This window comes from Apibacter raozihei (genome assembly GCF_004014855.1).
In the GTDB taxonomy this organism is placed as follows: domain Bacteria; phylum Bacteroidota; class Bacteroidia; order Flavobacteriales; family Weeksellaceae; genus Apibacter; species Apibacter raozihei.
Window position 1 is genome coordinate 1,658,912 of record NZ_CP034930.1, and the last position, 18,035, is coordinate 1,676,946.

Genomic DNA, 18,035 nt, shown 5'->3' on the forward strand with positions numbered 1-18,035 from the left:
CGTAAAACATTCAGATAATTATGGCAAAAGGCGTTAAAAAGATAAAGTGGACAGGAAAAGAAACGGGAGTTGTTAGAGCTGATTTATCTAAACCGAATGAATATATGACAATAGTTGCAGGCAAACAAGCAACATTTACTGTCGGAGAATGGGAAGCAGGAACTAATGCTGAGGATAAGAAAAAAGATTTAACATGGATACAACAGAGTGAGGATAGAAAAATAATTATTAACCAAATGACTATACCTTCATCCAAACTTTATGGTTTTTCCATACCTGAATATTTATGTGGAAAATATTTTTTCTACATAGAAGCGAGTTTGGGAGGCAAACCCGATCCAAAAAAAGTAGGATTACATGTACGAGGTTATGCGGAACCAAAAATAGTAAAATCTAAATGGTTATTTAAAAATAAAAATATCAAGAATTTAGAATCGATTCGTTATGGCGATTCGGTTACTCTTCGTTTAGAAACGGAAGGGTTAAATGGATATAAAAATATTATTGTTGATATTTATAATATTCGACCAGGAAAAGATCCACTTATTTATACATATTCAAAAGTTCAATGTATTAATGGAATTATTACTTTAGAAATTAATAATACTTATGACTGGTATACTAAATTAAGAAAATCTTCTTGGGGAATTTCGTACAAAATTAGGGAAGAAGAAAATTTTTATGTCATGGTTAAGCAAGACGCTAAAGGTTCTTACATCAAAGATAACCAAAATGACGACAAACACGCTATTTCTTTAAAAATTCTAAATAAAGTTTCAAATACTCAAGTAAATAATTCGGTTAATTTAACACCTACTCAGATAGGGGTGCCTGAAAATAATCCGGAACGTTATGAATCTTGTAAATTCACTAAAATTTTCATTATTGATGAAGATGAAAAAGATCCGGTCAAATTATTTGATAATGGACAAAAAATAAAATCTCGAAATCCTAAAAAAAAGATTAGCCGAACTATTTACTTCAACTTCAATAGCTCCGATATTACACCTGAAAATAAAAAGAAAATAGATAATATACTTTTATTTTTACTTGAGCATGAGCACTCTACAATAACTATTGACGGTTATGCTTGTGTAATAGGTCCGGAAACATATAACCAAAAATTATCACAAAGAAGATCTGATGCTATCCAAAAAATATTTATTGACGGTAAGCTGGATCCTAAAAGAATAATATCTAAAGGACGGGGAGAAATTGATGCTACGGATGATAAAAAAGGTCGTGATAATATTAAATATAAAGATGAAAAAAATTACAGGGAAGCACGAAGAGTCGATATTTCTTTTACTTTTATAGGGCACGATGCCAGTAGTATTATATTTGAGACCACCGCTCCTTCACTCTACAGTCAAAATGAAAAGAATAAGTTTACCAAACAACTGACCTTGAATGTGGAGGACATGAATGTAAATAAATGTTTCACGGATTCACACAATAGAAATCCAGCAAAACCAATTACAATTATTGATATAGAACAAAAATTGAGCGATGGTACTCGCCCTAAACCCTATCATCCTACAGGGAAATCAAAATTTCCTGTATATTCCACCCTTCCTCAAATAGATGTTCTTCCTTTAAAATATATAATTCCGAGTCTTAATAGTCCTAATCAATTTCATATTCATATACACTCATGTCGTTATTATTCTGAAAACAATAATCCAACGGTTGTAGTACATGCCTACCCAGATATCAAATGGATGTTTTCACTTTATATGAATTTAAGTGATGAACTTAGCGTTAAATGGTCAAAACTTTCTCCTGCACAGCATAAAGAAATGCAAAGCAAGGCTGGGAAAATTGGTGCAGGAACCCGTTGGAAACAAACAAATATAAAATGGGGGGTTATTTTAGAAGCTAAATGGAACAAGAATGGGGAGAAATATCTGGATAAACAAGATGCAACTTTTAAGTATGAAAGCAAAATAAAAGCCTTTTATAATATTTTTGGAGGGCTGAAGGAAATATCTAAAGTAATTACTGATGTTACCAAGGGGGGGATAAGACAAGCAACTCCCGAAGCTTCCTATAAAATAGAAATGAAACCGCCTAATTTTTCTATTGGGTCTGAATGGGAACTGATAAGAGGAGATGTTGACAAGGTTAAACAACCGAAATTAGGTACTTTGCTCAATTTTTTCTTCAAAGCAGAACCATTAATAGGATTGGAAATAACGATAGATTTATTGGCTGGTTTGTTGGAAGCTGGATCTACCTATTTATCAGGAGGAACAGCGAATAAAGTGGTATTAAAAGTTTATCATGAGGTAAAGGACTGGGCAGCTAAAGCTGGAATAGATTTTAGGATGGATTTAATTATTACCGGAATGATTAATGGAGAAGCAAATTTGGAAATTAATACTCAGTCAAATACACAAACCCAAGCTAGGGCCGAACTTAGTACAAGATTATCTATACAGTTAATAGCAGAGATTATAATAGAAGGGGAATATGTGATAGTAGGTGTAAAAGCTTATGTAAGAGGACAAATTAAAGCTTCAGGAAAAGCAACGGCTTCATTTGGACATACTTTAAACTATAAAGATAATAAGTTTTTTTATAGGCCTAAACTTATTTTTGAAGGACTCGCTGTAGATTTCGTATTAAAAGCTGAAGCGGGTTTATCTACTAAAAAAAGCTGGCTAAGTTGGCTTAATTTCAATCAGGAAATTGTAGATAAAGAAGTTCATGATATTTTCTTTAAAGATTTTGATATAATGGAAAAATTAGAAGCTTTTACAGGATACAGTCCTAATATTGTGTTTTTAGATAATAATTAGCAATTTTCTATCATGAGAAAAATATTTTTATTAGCACTCGCTTTATATTTATTTTGTTCGTGTAATGGACAGGAAAACAAAGAGCTGACAAAAAAAAATGATTTGGCTTCCATAAATTTCACGGAAAAAATTGATTTTATCTTAGATGAACTTGGATTTGATCTTTCAAAATCAAAAGAAACTAACTATCGGGTTTTATCTATTTTTGGAAAAGAATCAGATTTTAAATCTAATTTCGACAATCATTTTGCATTAGCTACTTATGGTCATATTATCAAGTTTTTAGCTCCTAACAATATTTATTTTAAAGATTTTTCATTAGAATCAGATGAATTAAGTTTTCATTATAATAAAGAAAACTCTCGAATAATAATGATTCAAGTAGATATTTGGAATGAGCAAAGAGGGGATGACTTAATTGCTCAATTAGTAAAAGATTTTGATGCTCCTAAAACAACAGAATTTACTGATTATAAAGTTTTCTCTGGGTACTCTTCCAAAACAAAAGTAATTGATTATAAAAGGAAAATTAAACAAACGGGGATGGTATGGAACAATAATAATGGTAAAACTTATTGTATTGTGAAATTTTATGAAAAAGATAAATATTTGGGTCATCATTTCGCTTGGGCTAAAGCCGATGATAATATTTCTTTACGTATAATGGGAGGATGGCGAGCAGTAGATAAATTAATTGATCATCCCTAACAAATAAAAAAATTATAATACTTTTTTACTCTTATAATGTAGTTAATTAAATTATATAACTTTATTGTTAAATAGCTGTATAATAAAAATAATGCTTGATAATTTTATAATCAATAATAATATATAAATTCGTGTGTATGAAAAAAATAATTTTATTAATGCTTTCTTTTTGTTTATTAATTTCATGTAATGGGCAGGAAAAAAAAGAAGTAACAGAAACGTTTGATTTAGATTCCATAAATTTTACAGAAGAGATTAATCCCACTTTAAAAAAAATTGGGTTTAATCTTACGAACATGAAAAAAAATAAATTCAATCCCCCATTAATCAGTAATAAAGATATAGATTTTGAAGAAGAAGCGGAAGTTTGGATGCTGATAGATTATTCTGTTATTACATTTACATCACCAAAAAATATTTTTTTAAAGGGTTTTTCGTTATCAGGAGAACAACTAAGTTTTGACTATAATGATAAAAACCAGAAGATTGGAATGTATATCATTAATATTAAAAATGAAAATAAAGGAGAAAAACTCATTTCTCTTTTAGAGAATAAGCTGGGAATACCTAAAAAAAATACATTAATCAGTTCGCAGGTATCTCATTTTCCTTCAGGCACTAATTATAAAAAAAATATTTTACAAATTGGTTATGTATGGAAAAACATAGAAGGAAAAACTTATAGTATGGCAAAATATTATGATAGTGAAAACAATACTTATCTAGGTCATCATTTAGCTGTAACAAAATCTGATGATAACTATTTTACAGAAGTATTAAGTGGTGAATGGGATGTTATTTCAGATATACTAGTTGAAAATTAGAAGAACACCCATAGATCTAAAGCTTATGGAAAGTTTAATATATTAATTTAAAAAAATTTAAGATGAAACCCTATTATGTAATAAAATTCAATGCCGTTGCCTGTATGTTTGAAGTAAGGATTAATGATATTTCTGTACTAACAATTAATATTGAAGGACAAGCTTCATCTATCGTTCCGATAAACTTTGCCATACCTAAGAGTGGAGAACAAACTATAAGTGTACATTTATTACCCATAACCGGAACTACCAATTTAAATCCTGAAGCAGAATTAAAAGTAGAAATTTCTCTGTATGAAATATCTCATAAATTTGATTTTAAAGAAAAAGTATGGGAATATTCTTTTCCTTCAATAAAAAAAGAACAAATTATTCCCGTTCTCACTTATACTTCTGTTTTTCAAGCAGCAGTTCCTTATTCATTTGATGGTTGGACGACGGGAGAAAACCTTAAAGAGATGGAAAATGTAAAATCAAAATTGATTGATGCATACAATAGACTAACGCAGATTATAAACAATGGAGAATATGAGCTTTTTAAGCAAAAAATAGCTACTCGTGAAAATAGTATGAGAACTTCTATGTACCTGAGTAATGAAAAGTCAGAAAAAAGAATTTCAGATTTGATCAATGATTTTCAATCGGGTTTTAAAGTTCAACCTATTCCCTCCGATGCCATTTATATGTCTTATGGTTTTGATAAGGCAGCAGCCTTAAAAAAAACAAACGGAGAATCTGCCTTATATTTAATAAATTATGAAACTCGTGAAGAATTAATGTTAGATTTGTTATTCTATATTCCTAAAGGAAAAACGGAGTTTGAAGTCATTTGATAAAATGTATTTTTTAAAGAACTGGTCAGACCTTTGATAACTAAAAAGTTTTAAAGCTTATAGTAATAGATTCTAGAATTAAACAAATGAAAAAATTATTTATTTATCTCATTATTAACTTTGTAATAGTTAGTTATAGTGGACAAACTTTAGATTTGTCTACCATAAAATTAGGAGAAAATTCTGAGAATTTAAAAATAGAAAAGTATAATTTTTTTGAAAAAGAAGAACAGAATGGTCATTATGAAGGACCTAAGCTAGTTCCTGGATCAGAATTAACCATAAAGTATAGTTGCAATTTTGGGAATAATCATCAGGTAAACTACGAGGGTATACCCGGAAACGAAGATTCTGAACCTATTAAAATAATTATTTATAATAATAAAATTGCCAGTTACAAATTTAATGCAGATAAAAAGGAATTAATAAAATTAACAAGAAAATTACTTAAAAAACTGGGTAAGCCCTCAGGAATTATAAGTAATAACACTACTGCAGAAAAAAATGAAATTTCTTTTTTAACGGATGTAAAAAAATTATTTCCTAATGAATTTCATTGGGAAATAATGGATGGAACGAATTCACAAATTTATAATGTAACCTATCCAAGTATTATTATATGGGAGAACGATAATAGTTATCATTTACTTAACTTTAATTTTCAATTTAAAGATTATAATGCTACGTATTCGCCTGTTACTAAAGAAGCCTTTCGTGATAATGTTATTTTTTGTCATTTAAAACCTCCGGCTAATTCTCCTCTTTCCAAATATGTAAAGTAAATTTTGATATACAACCCGAATAAATATAATTCTGCATCTAGACTTAAGTGTGTTTTTAAAAAATAGTAATTTACCAAGGTGTCTAAGGTATTGTACAGTAGATGTATATAGAAATAGTTTTACTTAATAAATAAAGAAAGTCTATTGAATTTAATTTTGATTTTGTCTCAGAGATACTTCAATTTACAAAACTTGTTGATTAAACATTTAGCTGGATATTACAGTGCCGTCTTTCATGGTTAAGCTACGGTCTGCCATTTCAGCAAGATGAGTATTATGAGTGACAATTATAAAAGTTTGATTAAATTCCTGTCTCAGTTTATAAAATAATTGATGTAAATCCTCAGCATTTTTAGAATCTAAATTTCCGGAAGGTTCATCCGCAAGTATCACTTTAGGATCATTCATTAATGCCCGGGCAACTGCTACCCTTTGTTGCTCCCCCCCTGAAAGAGCTCCCGGTTTATGTTCCAGTCTGTGAGCAAGGCTCAGATATTTAAGTAATTCTGTCGCTTTTTTGTGTAACTCCACTTTAGGTTTTCCGGCAATCATTCCCGGCAGCATAACATTTTCTAAAGCAGTAAATTCAGGTAATAGCTGATGGAATTGAAAAATAAAACCGATATTCTGGTTTCTGAAAATAGATAGTTCCTTGTCACGCAGTTGAGTAATAGGCAAATGATCAATTTCTATGATACTATGATATTTTTCCGGAGTAGAAGGCTTATCCAACGTTCCTATTATTTGTAGAAGAGTGGATTTTCCTGCTCCCGATTCTCCAACAATAGTAACGATTTCCCCCTTTTGGATATGAAGGGAAACCCCCTTTAATACTTCCAGGTTTCCAAAAGATTTATGTATATTTCTTATCAGTACCATAAAAATGTTTTACCAAAAATACTAAAAATTAATGCAACCCGATCTAAAAATTCTCAAATATAAGAGATAAGGCATATAGCAGGTAACAAGAGTTTAACTGGTATTTTATCGGTAAGGGATATAAATATAAATTGGCATAAAATAAAAATCCGGAAACTTCCGGATTTTTATTTTATAATTTATTTTTTATCAACCTGAACTCTCCATCCAAATGGATCTTCCAGCTGATTGGTTTGTATGCCTACCAATTGTTTTTTAAGAAATACAGCATAGCTATCTTCATCACTAAGTTGAGGTAATTCCAATATTGAATCATTATACCCCAGATGAGAATATCGGTTGACAACTACAGCCGTTCCACAACCGAAAATTTCTTTTAATTTTCCTTCTTTGTGAGAATTGACAACAAGATCCACAGAGATTCGTTCCTCTTTTACTTCAATTTGATGATGTCTTGCCAAATCGATTAGGCTGCTACGGGTAACCCCGTTTAAAATAGTATTGGATGTAGGAGGAGTAAAAAGCGTATCTTCAATTCTAACCATAACATTCATAGTACCCGATTCCTCAAAGTACTTATGCTCCTGGCTGTCAGTCCATATGACCTGATCGAATCCCTGCTCGTTGGCAAGTTGGGTAGGGTAAAAAGAAGAACCGTAGTTGCCGGCACATTTGGTAAAACCTACACCTCCATCCACAGCACGTGTGTAGTGATTCTCAATTTTTATTTTTAAAGGTTTGTCATAATAACTGTTTGCCGGGCAAGTCATAATTGCAAAAGTATATTTATTAGATATTCTTGCAGAAAACATTTCTTCAGAAGCAAACATAGTAGGCCTTATATACAATGAATTTCCTTCTTTACTAGGTACCCAGTCCCTGTCCAAATCAATAAGTGTATAGAGCCCGTCCAGAAAGGCCTCCTTGGTTATGGAAGGCATGGCCAATCGTTCGGCTGATTTGTTGAAACGTTCAAAATTCCTTTCCGGTCTGAATAAGAAAACATCATTATTTTTATCTTTATAGGCTTTCATTCCTTCAAAAATTGCCTGTCCGTAATGTATAGCCATTAATGCCGGAGAATAATTCATTCCTCCGTAAGGCAAAATATAAGGATCTGCCCATTTGCCATTTTCATATTCACAAATTAACATGTGATCAGAGATATTTTCTCCAAAAGGAGAATTATTAGGATCTACTTGGTCTAATTTAGAATGTTGGGTTTTATTTATTTTCATTAGTGATTGTTACTTGATGTTTCTATTCCAAAAATACTAAATATTTCAGCTTGATGATCAAAAAAGTATCGTAATTTTGAAGGATACAAATCAAATAATGCTGGAAAGAATTATCATAACTACCACAGAGGGAAGTAAAACGCTGCATATTCCGGAATGGAATGAGTGTTACCACTCTCAGCACGGAATCCTTCAGGAAGCATCCCATGTTTTTTTAGCTCAAGGATTTGACCAGATAGATTCAGATGTATTTTCAATATTGGAAATGGGTTTCGGAACAGGGTTAAACGCATTTTTAACTTGTTATAAAGCTCAGGAAGAAAATAAAAAAATCACCTATTTTACTCTGGAAAAATATCCGGTAGAAGAAAAAGAATTGCGTGAACTTGAATATTGGAAACTTATAAACAAGGGGAACGCTGAAGAAACATATTTCAATTTGCATCAGGCTCCGTGGGGTGAATTAACTGAAATTAATGAAAATTTTAGCATAATGAAGTATAATTCAGACTTTTTTGAATTGATGAATTTACCGGTTTCTTCTATTGATTTGGTTTACTATGATGCATTTGGAGCGAGGGTGCAGCCTGAATTATGGGAAAATGAAATTTTTTCACAACTGTACGGGACCATGTCAGAAGGAGCATTACTTACTACCTACTCCAGCAAGGGAAGTGCCCGCAGGGCAATGCAACATGCCGGATTTAAAGTTGAGAAAAAAGAAGGACCTAAAGGAAAAAGAGAAATGGTAAACGCATGGAAAATTTAAAAAGGATAAATGTAAGGGTCTATGCCCTTTTGATAGAATCGGAAAAGCTTATGTTTCTTAAGGAAATGTATGCAGGTAAAAAAGTTTTAAAATTACCCGGGGGAGGACTGGAATTGGGAGAAGGAACCCGCCAGACACTTAAAAGGGAGTTCATGGAAGAACTTAATTTAGACGTAGAGGTCAAAGAACATTTTTATACACAGGATTTTTTTATAGAATCTGAATTAACTCCGGATGCTCAGATATTACTCATATACTATAAAGTACAATGTCATGATTTATCTGCTTTGCAAATTATGGACAAAGATATAGAGCAGGTTGAATGGATTGCCTTGAAAGATTTGAATCCAGAAATGGCAACCCTGCCCGTAGATAAGCGGGTGATTAAAATGTTGCTCAATGATTCACAAGGTAAGAAATGAAAAAACATATAATCAAGACGAGTATATAAAAAGGGCTGAATACTATTCAGCCCCTTACTTATTTGATAAATTAATGTATTAAATTATGAGAAAATCTAAGTGTTATATTAACTCCTTAGTATTGACAACAAGGAGGTAATTTCGTATAATCAGATTTTTTTGCTTTATACTTATCACTGCTATAACCCGATTTTGCTATATTTTTTAAAATAGCATCCACCGAGGTTTTTTTATCGTCGTATGTAATAACGGCAATCTTATTGTCCTTATTCCATTCAACTTTGGAAACGCCCTCAGCCGAACCCGATTTTTCAATGGTCTCCTTACACATCTCGCAATTTCCGTATATTTTTATTTTTTCAACTTTAGGGTTTTTAATTTGAGCGTTAAGGCTTATAGCTGTAAAAAATAATATAAAAAATGCTATTGAATTAATAAATTTCATAATTTTAATTTACTAATGAAATAGCATTTTTCATACCAAACTGTTCCAAAAAATTAATAGGAACAGTTATTTAACATTTTTTTAAACTACTGTGCAATCTCTAATGACATAGTTTTGCCGTTAAAACTCAATTCATTGAATTTTTTCAGTAACTGATTGGCAAAATTAGAATCAACTTCAAAAAAAGTAAATTTATCTCTGATATCTATATCTCCGATATCTGCACGAGCACCTCTTGTATTTTTATTGATAAGATCAATAACCGTTACCTTATTCAAATTGTCTCTTTTACCCAGATTAAAGAAAAAACGGGTAAAGTTGGCATTTTGTTTACGGCTTCGGCTTCTGGTATCTTTACTGTCTTTACGTCCGTCTTTACGTCCCTTTCTGTCACGATCGCGATCTCTGTCTCTCCTTCCGCCCCGGGAGCTGTCCTTATCGGAAAATCGTTCGTTTTTCTCGATAGGAGCAATATCCTTTTCATTTTTATAAAATTCCCAGGTAGATTTTAGTTCTAGGAACATAACTCTTTTATAAAGTTCTTCCTTGGAAATAAGGGATAAATCTGGAGTTTCTGATATTTCAAATTCTTCAGTATTAAAATCCTGAGCAAGAAGTTTATTGGAAAGGAAAATCTCTTTGGCATGAAGAATTTCTTCCTTGGTAGGAATCTTCATTTCTTCAACCTTAATAGCAGTTTCCTTTTTAATACGGTTAAATTTAACCATTTCGCTAGGACGTATGATAGCTATGGATTCACCATCTTTTCCTGCACGTCCTGTTCTTCCGCTTCTGTGTACGAAAATTTCAGGATCATCAGGTAGAGAAAAGTGAATAACGTGGGTTAAATTGTTTACGTCAAGTCCCCGGGCAGCAACATCTGTTGCAACCAATATTTGCAGATTTTTTAATCTGAATTTTTTCATTACGGTATCTCTTTGAGCCTGAGATAGATCTCCGTGAAGAGCATCTGCTGAATATCCCTGATGCATCAGGAAATCGGCTACGTTTTGAGTTTCCATACGTGTACGGCAGAAAACAATCGAATAAATATCCGGGTTGGCATCCAACAGTCTGCGCAATCCATTGTTTTTCTGACGATCTCTAACAACAACAAATTTGTGTGTTATATTTTTCTTTACTTCATTAATACCGCCCGCTGATATTTTTTGAGCGCCTTTCATATAATTTTTTGCAATTGCTTCCACCTGTTTGGACATAGTTGCAGAAAATAATAACGTCTGACGTTCTTTAGGAGTTTCTTTAAGAATAGTTTCCAATTCGGTTTTAAAACCCATAGATAGCATTTCATCTGCCTCATCAAGGATTAACCATTGAATTTGATTTAATTTTAGAACACCTCTTTTAATCATGTCATTTACCCTTCCAGGAGTACCGATTACAAGTTGAGGATTATTTTTTAGTCCTTTAATCTGATCTGAAATACTGGAACCGCCATATACAGCTAATGAGCGGATATTTGATAAATATTTGGAATAGCTGGCAACATCTTTAGAAATTTGTAAACATAACTCCCGTGTAGGACAAAGAACAAGTGCCTGCACTTGTTTTTGATGTCCGTCAATCATTTCAAGAATTGGTAAAGAAAAAGCAGCTGTTTTTCCTGTCCCTGTTTGGGCTAACGCAATTAAATCCTCTTCTTTGGACAATAAAAACGGAATAGTTTGTTTTTGGATTTCGGTAGGTTGAGTATAACCTAATTCTGTGATGGCCTTTAATATATCTTCTGAAAGACCATACTGTTCGAATAAATTCATTAATAATTTTTAAAATCTATGCAAAGATAGGATTTGTTTGTGAATTAACAACTGTATTATGAGATATTTATGATAATGAAATCCAAAGACTATGTAACTAACTATATTTGATGATTTCCTCCAGTTTTTCGCGGTCAATTACATGTATCTCTTTACCTTTGGTAGAGATTAGATTTTCGGATACAAATTTTTTCAAAGTGTGTATCACACTTTCTCTTGAATAACCGATAACTTCTGCTATTTCAGTACGTGAAAGATCAATGTTTCTATATTCAGTATTGCAGAATTTCATTAAAAACATGGCAACGGCGCCTTCAATATTTTTAAATCCCAGGTTAATCATCCATTCCATAGTCTTCAGCATATTGCTTTCGCTCATTTGCGTAAGTTTTACATAAAAATCAGGATTTCGTAGGCAGATATCATTCAAAAAAGTTTTGGGAATAATCATTAATTTAGTTTTGGTAAGAGTGTGGACACTATAAGGATAATGTGTTTTAACCATATAATCTTTACCAATCATCTCTCCTTTATGTGGGATAAAGACAATTCTTTTTTTCTCATTTGTCTGAAATGTTAATTTGCAATAACCTTCCAGTATAATATAAATATTAACTGCAAAACTACCTTGCTTAAAAACAGCTTCGCGACAATCGAAGTCCACCACACTGCAATTTTCAATGAAACAGATTTGCTCTTGTTCAGTTAATATATCATAAAAAGGAATACACGAGAAATGATGCTTCATGTGACAAGGTGTGAAAAGTGAAATTTTTCACTCGCAAAGGTAAGTATATTGTTTTTATTTTACAAATAACTCCACTGCTTACTATAGGGAGACTTAGAAATAACTAGTATAAATTTGTACGTATAGGTTAATCAATTTAATCATTATAGCATATATTGAAAAAGTAATATACTGGAAAACAAACAAACCGGATAAGAAAAATTAAAACTAGTAATTACTTCGTTAATTTGCTAAGAAATAAATAATGATTCTGAAGTTGCTTATAGCAAAAACAGAGTGATAATAGATAAAAAAAACAATGTAATGGGCGATATTATTAATCAACTTTATCAGTATATACAAGAGCTAATACAACTTTACGGAAATGAATTGAAAATACTTTGTGAATTTGCCGTAGTGTTAACTGCAATATTTATCGGAGCTAAGAAAGGAGGATTAGGACTAGGTATCTTCGGAGGTTTGGGACTGGCTGTGTTAGTATTCGTATTTAAACTTCAGCCTAAATCGCCGCCTATAGATGTTATGTTAATGATTGTTGCTGTTATAACTGCAGCAAGCACTTTACAAGCCTCAGGAGGAATAGATTACATGGTCAGGATAGCGGAAAAAATGCTTAGAGCTTATCCACCGGCCGTTACCATTGTGGCTCCTTTGGTTTCCTATATATTCACCTTTTTAGCAGGAACCGGACATATTGCTTATGCTCTGTTACCTATTATATCAGAAGTAGCAACTGAAGCTAAAGTCCGCCCGGAAAGACCCTTGAGTATTTCTGTAATTGCTTCACAACAGGCTATTACTGCTAGTCCTATATCTGCTGCTACAGCCGCTTTATTAAGTGTTATAATGATCAAAAATCCAGAAATCGGACTTGCTCATATTCTGGCTATTGCTATTCCTTCAACATTGATAGGTGTGCTTGTAGCTGCCATCGTTCAAATGTTTATAGGGGTAGATCTGGAAAAAGATCCGGTATACTTAAAACGGGTAGAAGAAGGATTAATGGAAATTAAAAAGACACACGAAGTGGAAACAGGCGGAACTTCAACAGGGGCTAAATTGTCTGTAATTATATTTCTCTTAAGTGTTGCATCAATAGTAATGTTTGGTTCTGTGCAAAGTTTAAGGCCATCATGGAACGGGACGCCTATGGAAATGCCTCATGTTATAGAAATTATTATGCTGGCGGCAGCTGGAATCATTATCATATGTACTCGTACAAACGTTGGGAAAATAGCTTCAGGAAGTGTTTTTACAGCTGGTATGCAGGCTGTTATTGCAATATTTGGAATTGCCTGGATGGGAGATACATTTTTTGGAGGAAATCTGGAATTTTTCAAAGGTCTTCTGACGGACATGGTGACTGATTACCCCTGGACGTTTGCTGTGGCTTTATTTTTAATGTCTATCATGTTGTTTAGTCAGGCGGCGACCGTTCGGGCTTTAATGCCGCTGGGTGTGTCGCTGGGCATCCCTGCTAATAGTCTGATAGCCATGTTTCCTGCGGTAAACGGCTACTTTTTTATTCCTAATTATCCAACCATTGTTGCTGCCATAAATTTTGACCGTACAGGAACTACCCGGATTGGTAAATATATTGTTAATCATTCCTTTCAAATCCCGGGATTTATTGCAACTATTGTTGCAGTGTCCATAGGATTTGCTCTTGCCTACTTAATTTTTTAACATAACTAAAATATAATCTTAAATATAACGATATGTACAGAACAGAAAATGATTTAATTGGAGATCTACAGGTTCCAGAAGAAGCTTACTACGGAGTTCAGACACAGAGAGCGGTAAACAATTTTCATATAACCGGCATCAAATTATCACAATATCCCGAATTAATCAAAGCGTTAGCTTATGTAAAATGGGCGGCAGCAGAAACAAATTATGAACTGGGTATTTTGGATGAAAATATTAAAGATGCAATAATTGAGGCTTGTAAGCGCGTAATTCAGGGGAACTATGATCAGGAATTTCCTAGTGATGTAATTCAGGGAGGAGCAGGAACATCAACCAATATGAATATTAACGAAGTAGTTGCCAATATTGCGTTAGAGATTATGGGACACAAAAAAGGTGAATATCAGTTTTGTTCTCCGCATGATCATGTAAACCTTTCTCAGTCAACTAATGATGCTTATCCTACTTCTATAAAATTAGCGGCTATTAATTCCAATAAGATATTGATAGATCATTTAAATCAGTTGATTGTTTCTTTCAGGAAAAAAGGAGAAAGTTTTATGCAAGTGCTAAAAATGGGTAGGACGCAGCTACAAGATGCTGTACCTATGACTTTAGGACAGGAATTTGAAGCATTTGCTGAAACATTAAGCGAAGATGTGGACAGATTAACGCAGAACTCAAATTTATTTCTTGAAATAAATATGGGAGCTACTGCTATTGGTACCGGATTAAATGCTATTCCCGGATATGCCAAACTTTGTGCAGAAAATCTGGCTAAAATTACTGGACATCCATTTGTTTCTGCAAAAAACCTTGTGGAGGCAACTCCGGATACCGGTTCCTACGTAATCTACTCTTCAGCATTAAAAAGAGTTGCTATTAAGCTGTCTAAAATCTGTAACGATTTAAGATTGCTTTCATCCGGACCCCGTTGTGGTTTAAATGAAATAAATTTACCTGCTATGCAACCGGGTTCTTCCATTATGCCAGGAAAAGTAAACCCCGTGATACCGGAAGCGATGAATCAAACCTGTTTCAAAATTATCGGCAATGATTTAACCGTAACCATGGCTGCTGAAGCAGGTCAATTACAGCTAAACGTGATGGAGCCGGTTATCGCTTATAGCCTAATGGAATCTGTACACATATTGATAAACGCGCTGGACTGTTTACGTACGAATTGTGTGGATGGAATTACTGCTAATGAACAGCACTGTAAAGACATGGTTTTAAATAGTATCGGAATTGTAACTGCTTTAAACCCTTACATAGGATATAAAAACAGTACTAAAATAGCAAAAGAAGCTTTAGAAAAACATAAAAGTGTTTATGATCTGGTGTTAGAATACAATCTTCTGTCCAAAGACAAACTGGATGAAATTCTCAACCCGGAAAATATGCTCGGTCCTCATAAATTCAATAATTAAAATACATTAATTTATTTATATCCATTGTAAAATAAAATACTTTTTTACAATGGATATTTTCATAGTAAAAAGAATAAAATAATAGTAATAACTAAAAATTTATTTGTTTTTAATTAATAATACATAAATTTGTGCCTTTTAAACAGAGAAAATAATCTGTTAAGTACTAACAGAAAAAACTCGCCGGGTGAATTATATAAAAAGTAAATAGTGATAGATTAAAATAAAATGATGTACTTTTGTTTTTATTTAGATTATTGTTGAGCAGGTTTACTGGATTAAAAAGGATATTTTGCTGACTGATTTTAAAAATGATTGTGCTTATTATTTTAATTACGTTGATTGGATGAATTAAAATTTTTGTAATGGAGACTCAGAAAATGAACGAGAGTGATGATCACTGGTTTTTTTAACAGTTAATTATAAAAAGTAAATATTAAACAATAATTTAAACAGCAGGACTATGAACACAAAAAAAATCAAAAGCATTTTAAGCCTCTGTATGCTCATTGTTTTTATAACAATAGGAGCACAGGTAAAACCTACTATTTATGTATTAGCTACTGGTGGTACTATTGCCGGAACAGGTAAATCGTCCACAACATCTGCATATAAAGCCGGAAGTATATCTGTTGAGCAGCTTTTAGATGCAGTACCGGATTTAGCAACTGTTGCAAATATTAAAAGTGAACAAATAGCTAATATAGGAAGTCAGGATATGAACTTTCAGGTTTGGTTAAAATTAGTTAAAAGGATCAATGAATTGTCAAAAGATCCTAACATTAATGGGTTTGTAATTACTCACGGTACAGATACCCAGGACGAAACAGCCTATTTTCTTAATCTTACAGCAAAAACCAGCAAACCTATAGTCTTGGTAGGTGCTATGCGTCCATCAACAGCTTTAAGTGCGGATGGACCAAGAAATTTGTTCAATGCCGTTGCTTGTGCAGCTTCACCTGAATCTATTGCAAAAGGTGTAATGGTTGTAATGGATGATAAAATTATAGGGGCTGATGATATCTCAAAGACGAATACGTTAAGTGTCGGAAGCTTTGATAACCCTAATTTTGGACCTTTAGGGATCATGTATAATGGAAAACCTATTTATACAAGAACCTCTAAGAAAAAAAATACTATCGATACCGAGTTTGATGTAACTAAATTAGACAAGTTACCAAGAGTTGATATTATTCTGGGATATGTAAACACCGATAAAGTATTTGTTGATGCAGCGCTAAATGCTGGAGCCAAAGGCTTAGTATATGCAGGAGTAGGAAATGGAAATATGTCCGGAGAAGTTTTAAATGCCTTATCACAATCTGTAAAAAAAGGAATTCCTGTTGTCAGATCTTCAAGATTACCGGCGGGTCCAACCTGTCAGTGGGATGAAATTGACGACGATGCTCATAATTTCTCTGCTTCTTGGTATCTTACGCCTCAAAGATCCAGAATTCTGCTAATGCTTGCATTAACAAAAACAACAGATTATAGAGAAATTCAAAGAATGTTTACAGAATATTAAAAAAATTTAATCATTATATTAATTATAAACAATTTACTATGAAGAAAATTTTATCATTATTAATAACTGTTTCCTGTATTTCCGGTTTATTAGCTCAGCAGCCTGATTCAGTTCGTGTTGCCGATACAAACAGCGAATCCGGTTTAAAAACTGTGGTTGACTATTTATTGAAAAATAAAGAGTTATTGGAAATAAGATTGGATACCCGTTTCGATTATCAGGCAAAATTTAATGAACATGAAACACAGGAAAGTGGTTTCAGAGGGCAAACCCTTAAAATTTGGTTCACCGGAGAAATTGCTCCCGGAGTAAGATACCGTGTAAGACACAGATTGAACAAACCGCAAAATCCGTTGGAAAGAGATAATTTATCAGGAGCAACAGATTTAGCTTACATAGAATTGGATGCAGGTAAAAACTGGACATTTAGAATCGGTAAACAAGTGGTTCAGTTTGGTACATTCGAATTTGATTATCTACCTTCTGATGTGTATTTAACAACTACGTGTTATGATGATTTAGATGCTTTTAAAACCGGTTTAAATGTAGCTTATAAAACGGGGAAACAAGTATTTAATTTGCAGGTTGTTAACTCTGACGCGCCTCAGTTTTCAACTGAAAAATATAAGAATAAATCTTTAGCCGGATTATTTGTATGGGAAGGAAACTTATTTAATGATTTAATTAAAACTCGTTTTGGATACGGTGCATTTCAACACGATTCAAGTAAATACTACAGCTGGCTTACCTTGGGTACTAAAGTTACTGTAAATAAATTTATGGCTGAAATGGATTGGTACATGGGAGATAGAAATATGAATTTTAGCTCTGTAGTGCCTACTGTTGAAGGATATAGACCAGTTAGAGACCAGTCTGCTTCTTTAAACTTACGATATGATTTTGGTAAAATTAAATCCTTAGTGAAAGGAACATGGAATAAAAGAAGAGATCAACTTACTTCCAGTAACTATATGACTGGTGGAGTACAGGCGGGAGTAGAATATTATCCGTTTACAAATCCATTATTAAAAGATTTAAGATTCCATGCAGTTTATGCTTATACCAGAACAAATTACAATGGTGATTTCAAAGCTATGGAGGGTATTAATCAAAATATGATTATCGTGGGTACTCGATGGATGTTTAAAATAATGTAATAAAAAT

16 protein-coding genes are annotated in these 18,035 nt (G+C 32.7%); 11 read left to right on the forward strand and 5 right to left on the reverse strand.

The features are described from left to right. The first annotated feature begins 20 nt into the window (after nt 1-20). The 5 genes from EOV51_RS07435 to EOV51_RS07455 all read left to right on the forward strand — a co-directional run bounded on the left by EOV51_RS07435 (nt 21) and on the right by EOV51_RS07455 (nt 5,948). Nucleotides 21-2,801 (forward strand): OmpA family protein, encoded by a 2,781-nt coding sequence (locus tag EOV51_RS07435; protein ID WP_128151427.1) that lies wholly within the window; start codon nt 21-23, stop codon nt 2,799-2,801. A gap of 12 nt (nt 2,802-2,813) precedes the next feature. Next, nucleotides 2,814-3,509: a hypothetical protein gene (locus tag EOV51_RS07440; protein WP_128151429.1), complete on the forward strand. Its 696-nt coding sequence runs from the start codon at nt 2,814-2,816 to the stop codon at nt 3,507-3,509. 137 nt (nt 3,510-3,646) lie between these two features. Beyond that, nucleotides 3,647-4,333: a hypothetical protein gene (locus tag EOV51_RS07445; protein WP_128151431.1), complete on the forward strand. Its 687-nt coding sequence runs from the start codon at nt 3,647-3,649 to the stop codon at nt 4,331-4,333. 62 nt (nt 4,334-4,395) lie between these two features. Further along, nucleotides 4,396-5,166, forward strand: coding sequence for a hypothetical protein (locus tag EOV51_RS07450; RefSeq protein ID WP_128151433.1), 771 nt, complete (start codon nt 4,396-4,398; stop codon nt 5,164-5,166). 86 nt (nt 5,167-5,252) lie between these two features. Beyond that, a complete protein-coding gene (locus EOV51_RS07455; RefSeq protein ID WP_128151435.1) occupies nt 5,253-5,948 on the forward strand; it encodes a hypothetical protein in 696 nt (231 codons plus the stop codon). A gap of 207 nt (nt 5,949-6,155) precedes the next feature. On the opposite strand, the gene EOV51_RS07460 is transcribed toward EOV51_RS07455, so the two are convergent. Together EOV51_RS07460 and EOV51_RS07465 are read right to left on the reverse strand one after the other, a co-directional pair. Then, entirely contained in the window at nt 6,156-6,827 is a 672-nt protein-coding gene (locus EOV51_RS07460) for an ABC transporter ATP-binding protein (protein WP_128151437.1), read from the reverse strand. 179 nt (nt 6,828-7,006) lie between these two features. Next, nucleotides 7,007-8,065: a branched-chain amino acid aminotransferase gene (locus EOV51_RS07465; protein WP_128151439.1), complete on the reverse strand. Its 1,059-nt coding sequence runs from the start codon at nt 8,063-8,065 to the stop codon at nt 7,007-7,009. 76 nt (nt 8,066-8,141) lie between these two features. Between EOV51_RS07465 and mnmD the strand changes: the two genes are divergently transcribed. Together mnmD and EOV51_RS07475 are read left to right on the forward strand one after the other, a co-directional pair. Beyond that, entirely contained in the window at nt 8,142-8,834 is a 693-nt protein-coding gene (mnmD, locus tag EOV51_RS07470; RefSeq protein WP_317126955.1) for a tRNA (5-methylaminomethyl-2-thiouridine)(34)-methyltransferase MnmD, read from the forward strand. Further along, entirely contained in the window at nt 8,822-9,256 is a 435-nt protein-coding gene (locus EOV51_RS07475; protein ID WP_128151441.1) for an NUDIX domain-containing protein, read from the forward strand. The genes mnmD and EOV51_RS07475 overlap by 13 nt, the downstream gene beginning before the upstream one ends. A gap of 115 nt (nt 9,257-9,371) precedes the next feature. On the opposite strand, the gene EOV51_RS07480 is transcribed toward EOV51_RS07475, so the two are convergent. The 3 genes from EOV51_RS07480 to EOV51_RS07490 all read right to left on the reverse strand — a co-directional run bounded on the left by EOV51_RS07480 (nt 9,372) and on the right by EOV51_RS07490 (nt 12,227). After that, nucleotides 9,372-9,701 carry a heavy-metal-associated domain-containing protein gene (locus EOV51_RS07480; RefSeq protein ID WP_128151443.1) on the reverse strand — a complete coding sequence of 110 codons (330 nt, stop codon included), beginning with the start codon at nt 9,699-9,701 and terminating at the stop codon, nt 9,372-9,374. Nucleotides 9,702-9,787: 86 nt separating this feature from the next. Then, nucleotides 9,788-11,479: a DEAD/DEAH box helicase gene (locus tag EOV51_RS07485; RefSeq protein ID WP_128151445.1), complete on the reverse strand. Its 1,692-nt coding sequence runs from the start codon at nt 11,477-11,479 to the stop codon at nt 9,788-9,790. Between the two features lie 97 nt (nt 11,480-11,576). After that, nucleotides 11,577-12,227 carry a Crp/Fnr family transcriptional regulator gene (locus tag EOV51_RS07490; protein ID WP_128151447.1) on the reverse strand — a complete coding sequence of 217 codons (651 nt, stop codon included), beginning with the start codon at nt 12,225-12,227 and terminating at the stop codon, nt 11,577-11,579. A 303-nt stretch (nt 12,228-12,530) separates the two neighbouring features. On the opposite strand from EOV51_RS07490, the gene EOV51_RS07495 reads away from it, so the two are divergent. The 4 genes from EOV51_RS07495 (at nt 12,531) to EOV51_RS07510 (ending at nt 18,028) form a co-directional block, all read left to right on the forward strand. Further along, nucleotides 12,531-13,913: an anaerobic C4-dicarboxylate transporter family protein gene (locus EOV51_RS07495; protein WP_128151449.1), complete on the forward strand. Its 1,383-nt coding sequence runs from the start codon at nt 12,531-12,533 to the stop codon at nt 13,911-13,913. Between the two features lie 32 nt (nt 13,914-13,945). Next, nucleotides 13,946-15,346 (forward strand): aspartate ammonia-lyase, encoded by a 1,401-nt coding sequence (gene aspA / locus EOV51_RS07500; protein ID WP_128151450.1) that lies wholly within the window; start codon nt 13,946-13,948, stop codon nt 15,344-15,346. Nucleotides 15,347-15,809: 463 nt separating this feature from the next. Next, nucleotides 15,810-16,871 (forward strand): type II asparaginase, encoded by a 1,062-nt coding sequence (locus EOV51_RS07505; protein WP_128151452.1) that lies wholly within the window; start codon nt 15,810-15,812, stop codon nt 16,869-16,871. A gap of 38 nt (nt 16,872-16,909) precedes the next feature. Further along, on the forward strand, nt 16,910-18,028 hold the full coding sequence (locus tag EOV51_RS07510) for a porin (RefSeq protein ID WP_128151455.1): 1,119 nt from the start codon (nt 16,910-16,912) through the stop codon (nt 18,026-18,028). The last annotated feature ends 7 nt before the right edge of the window (nt 18,029-18,035 follow it).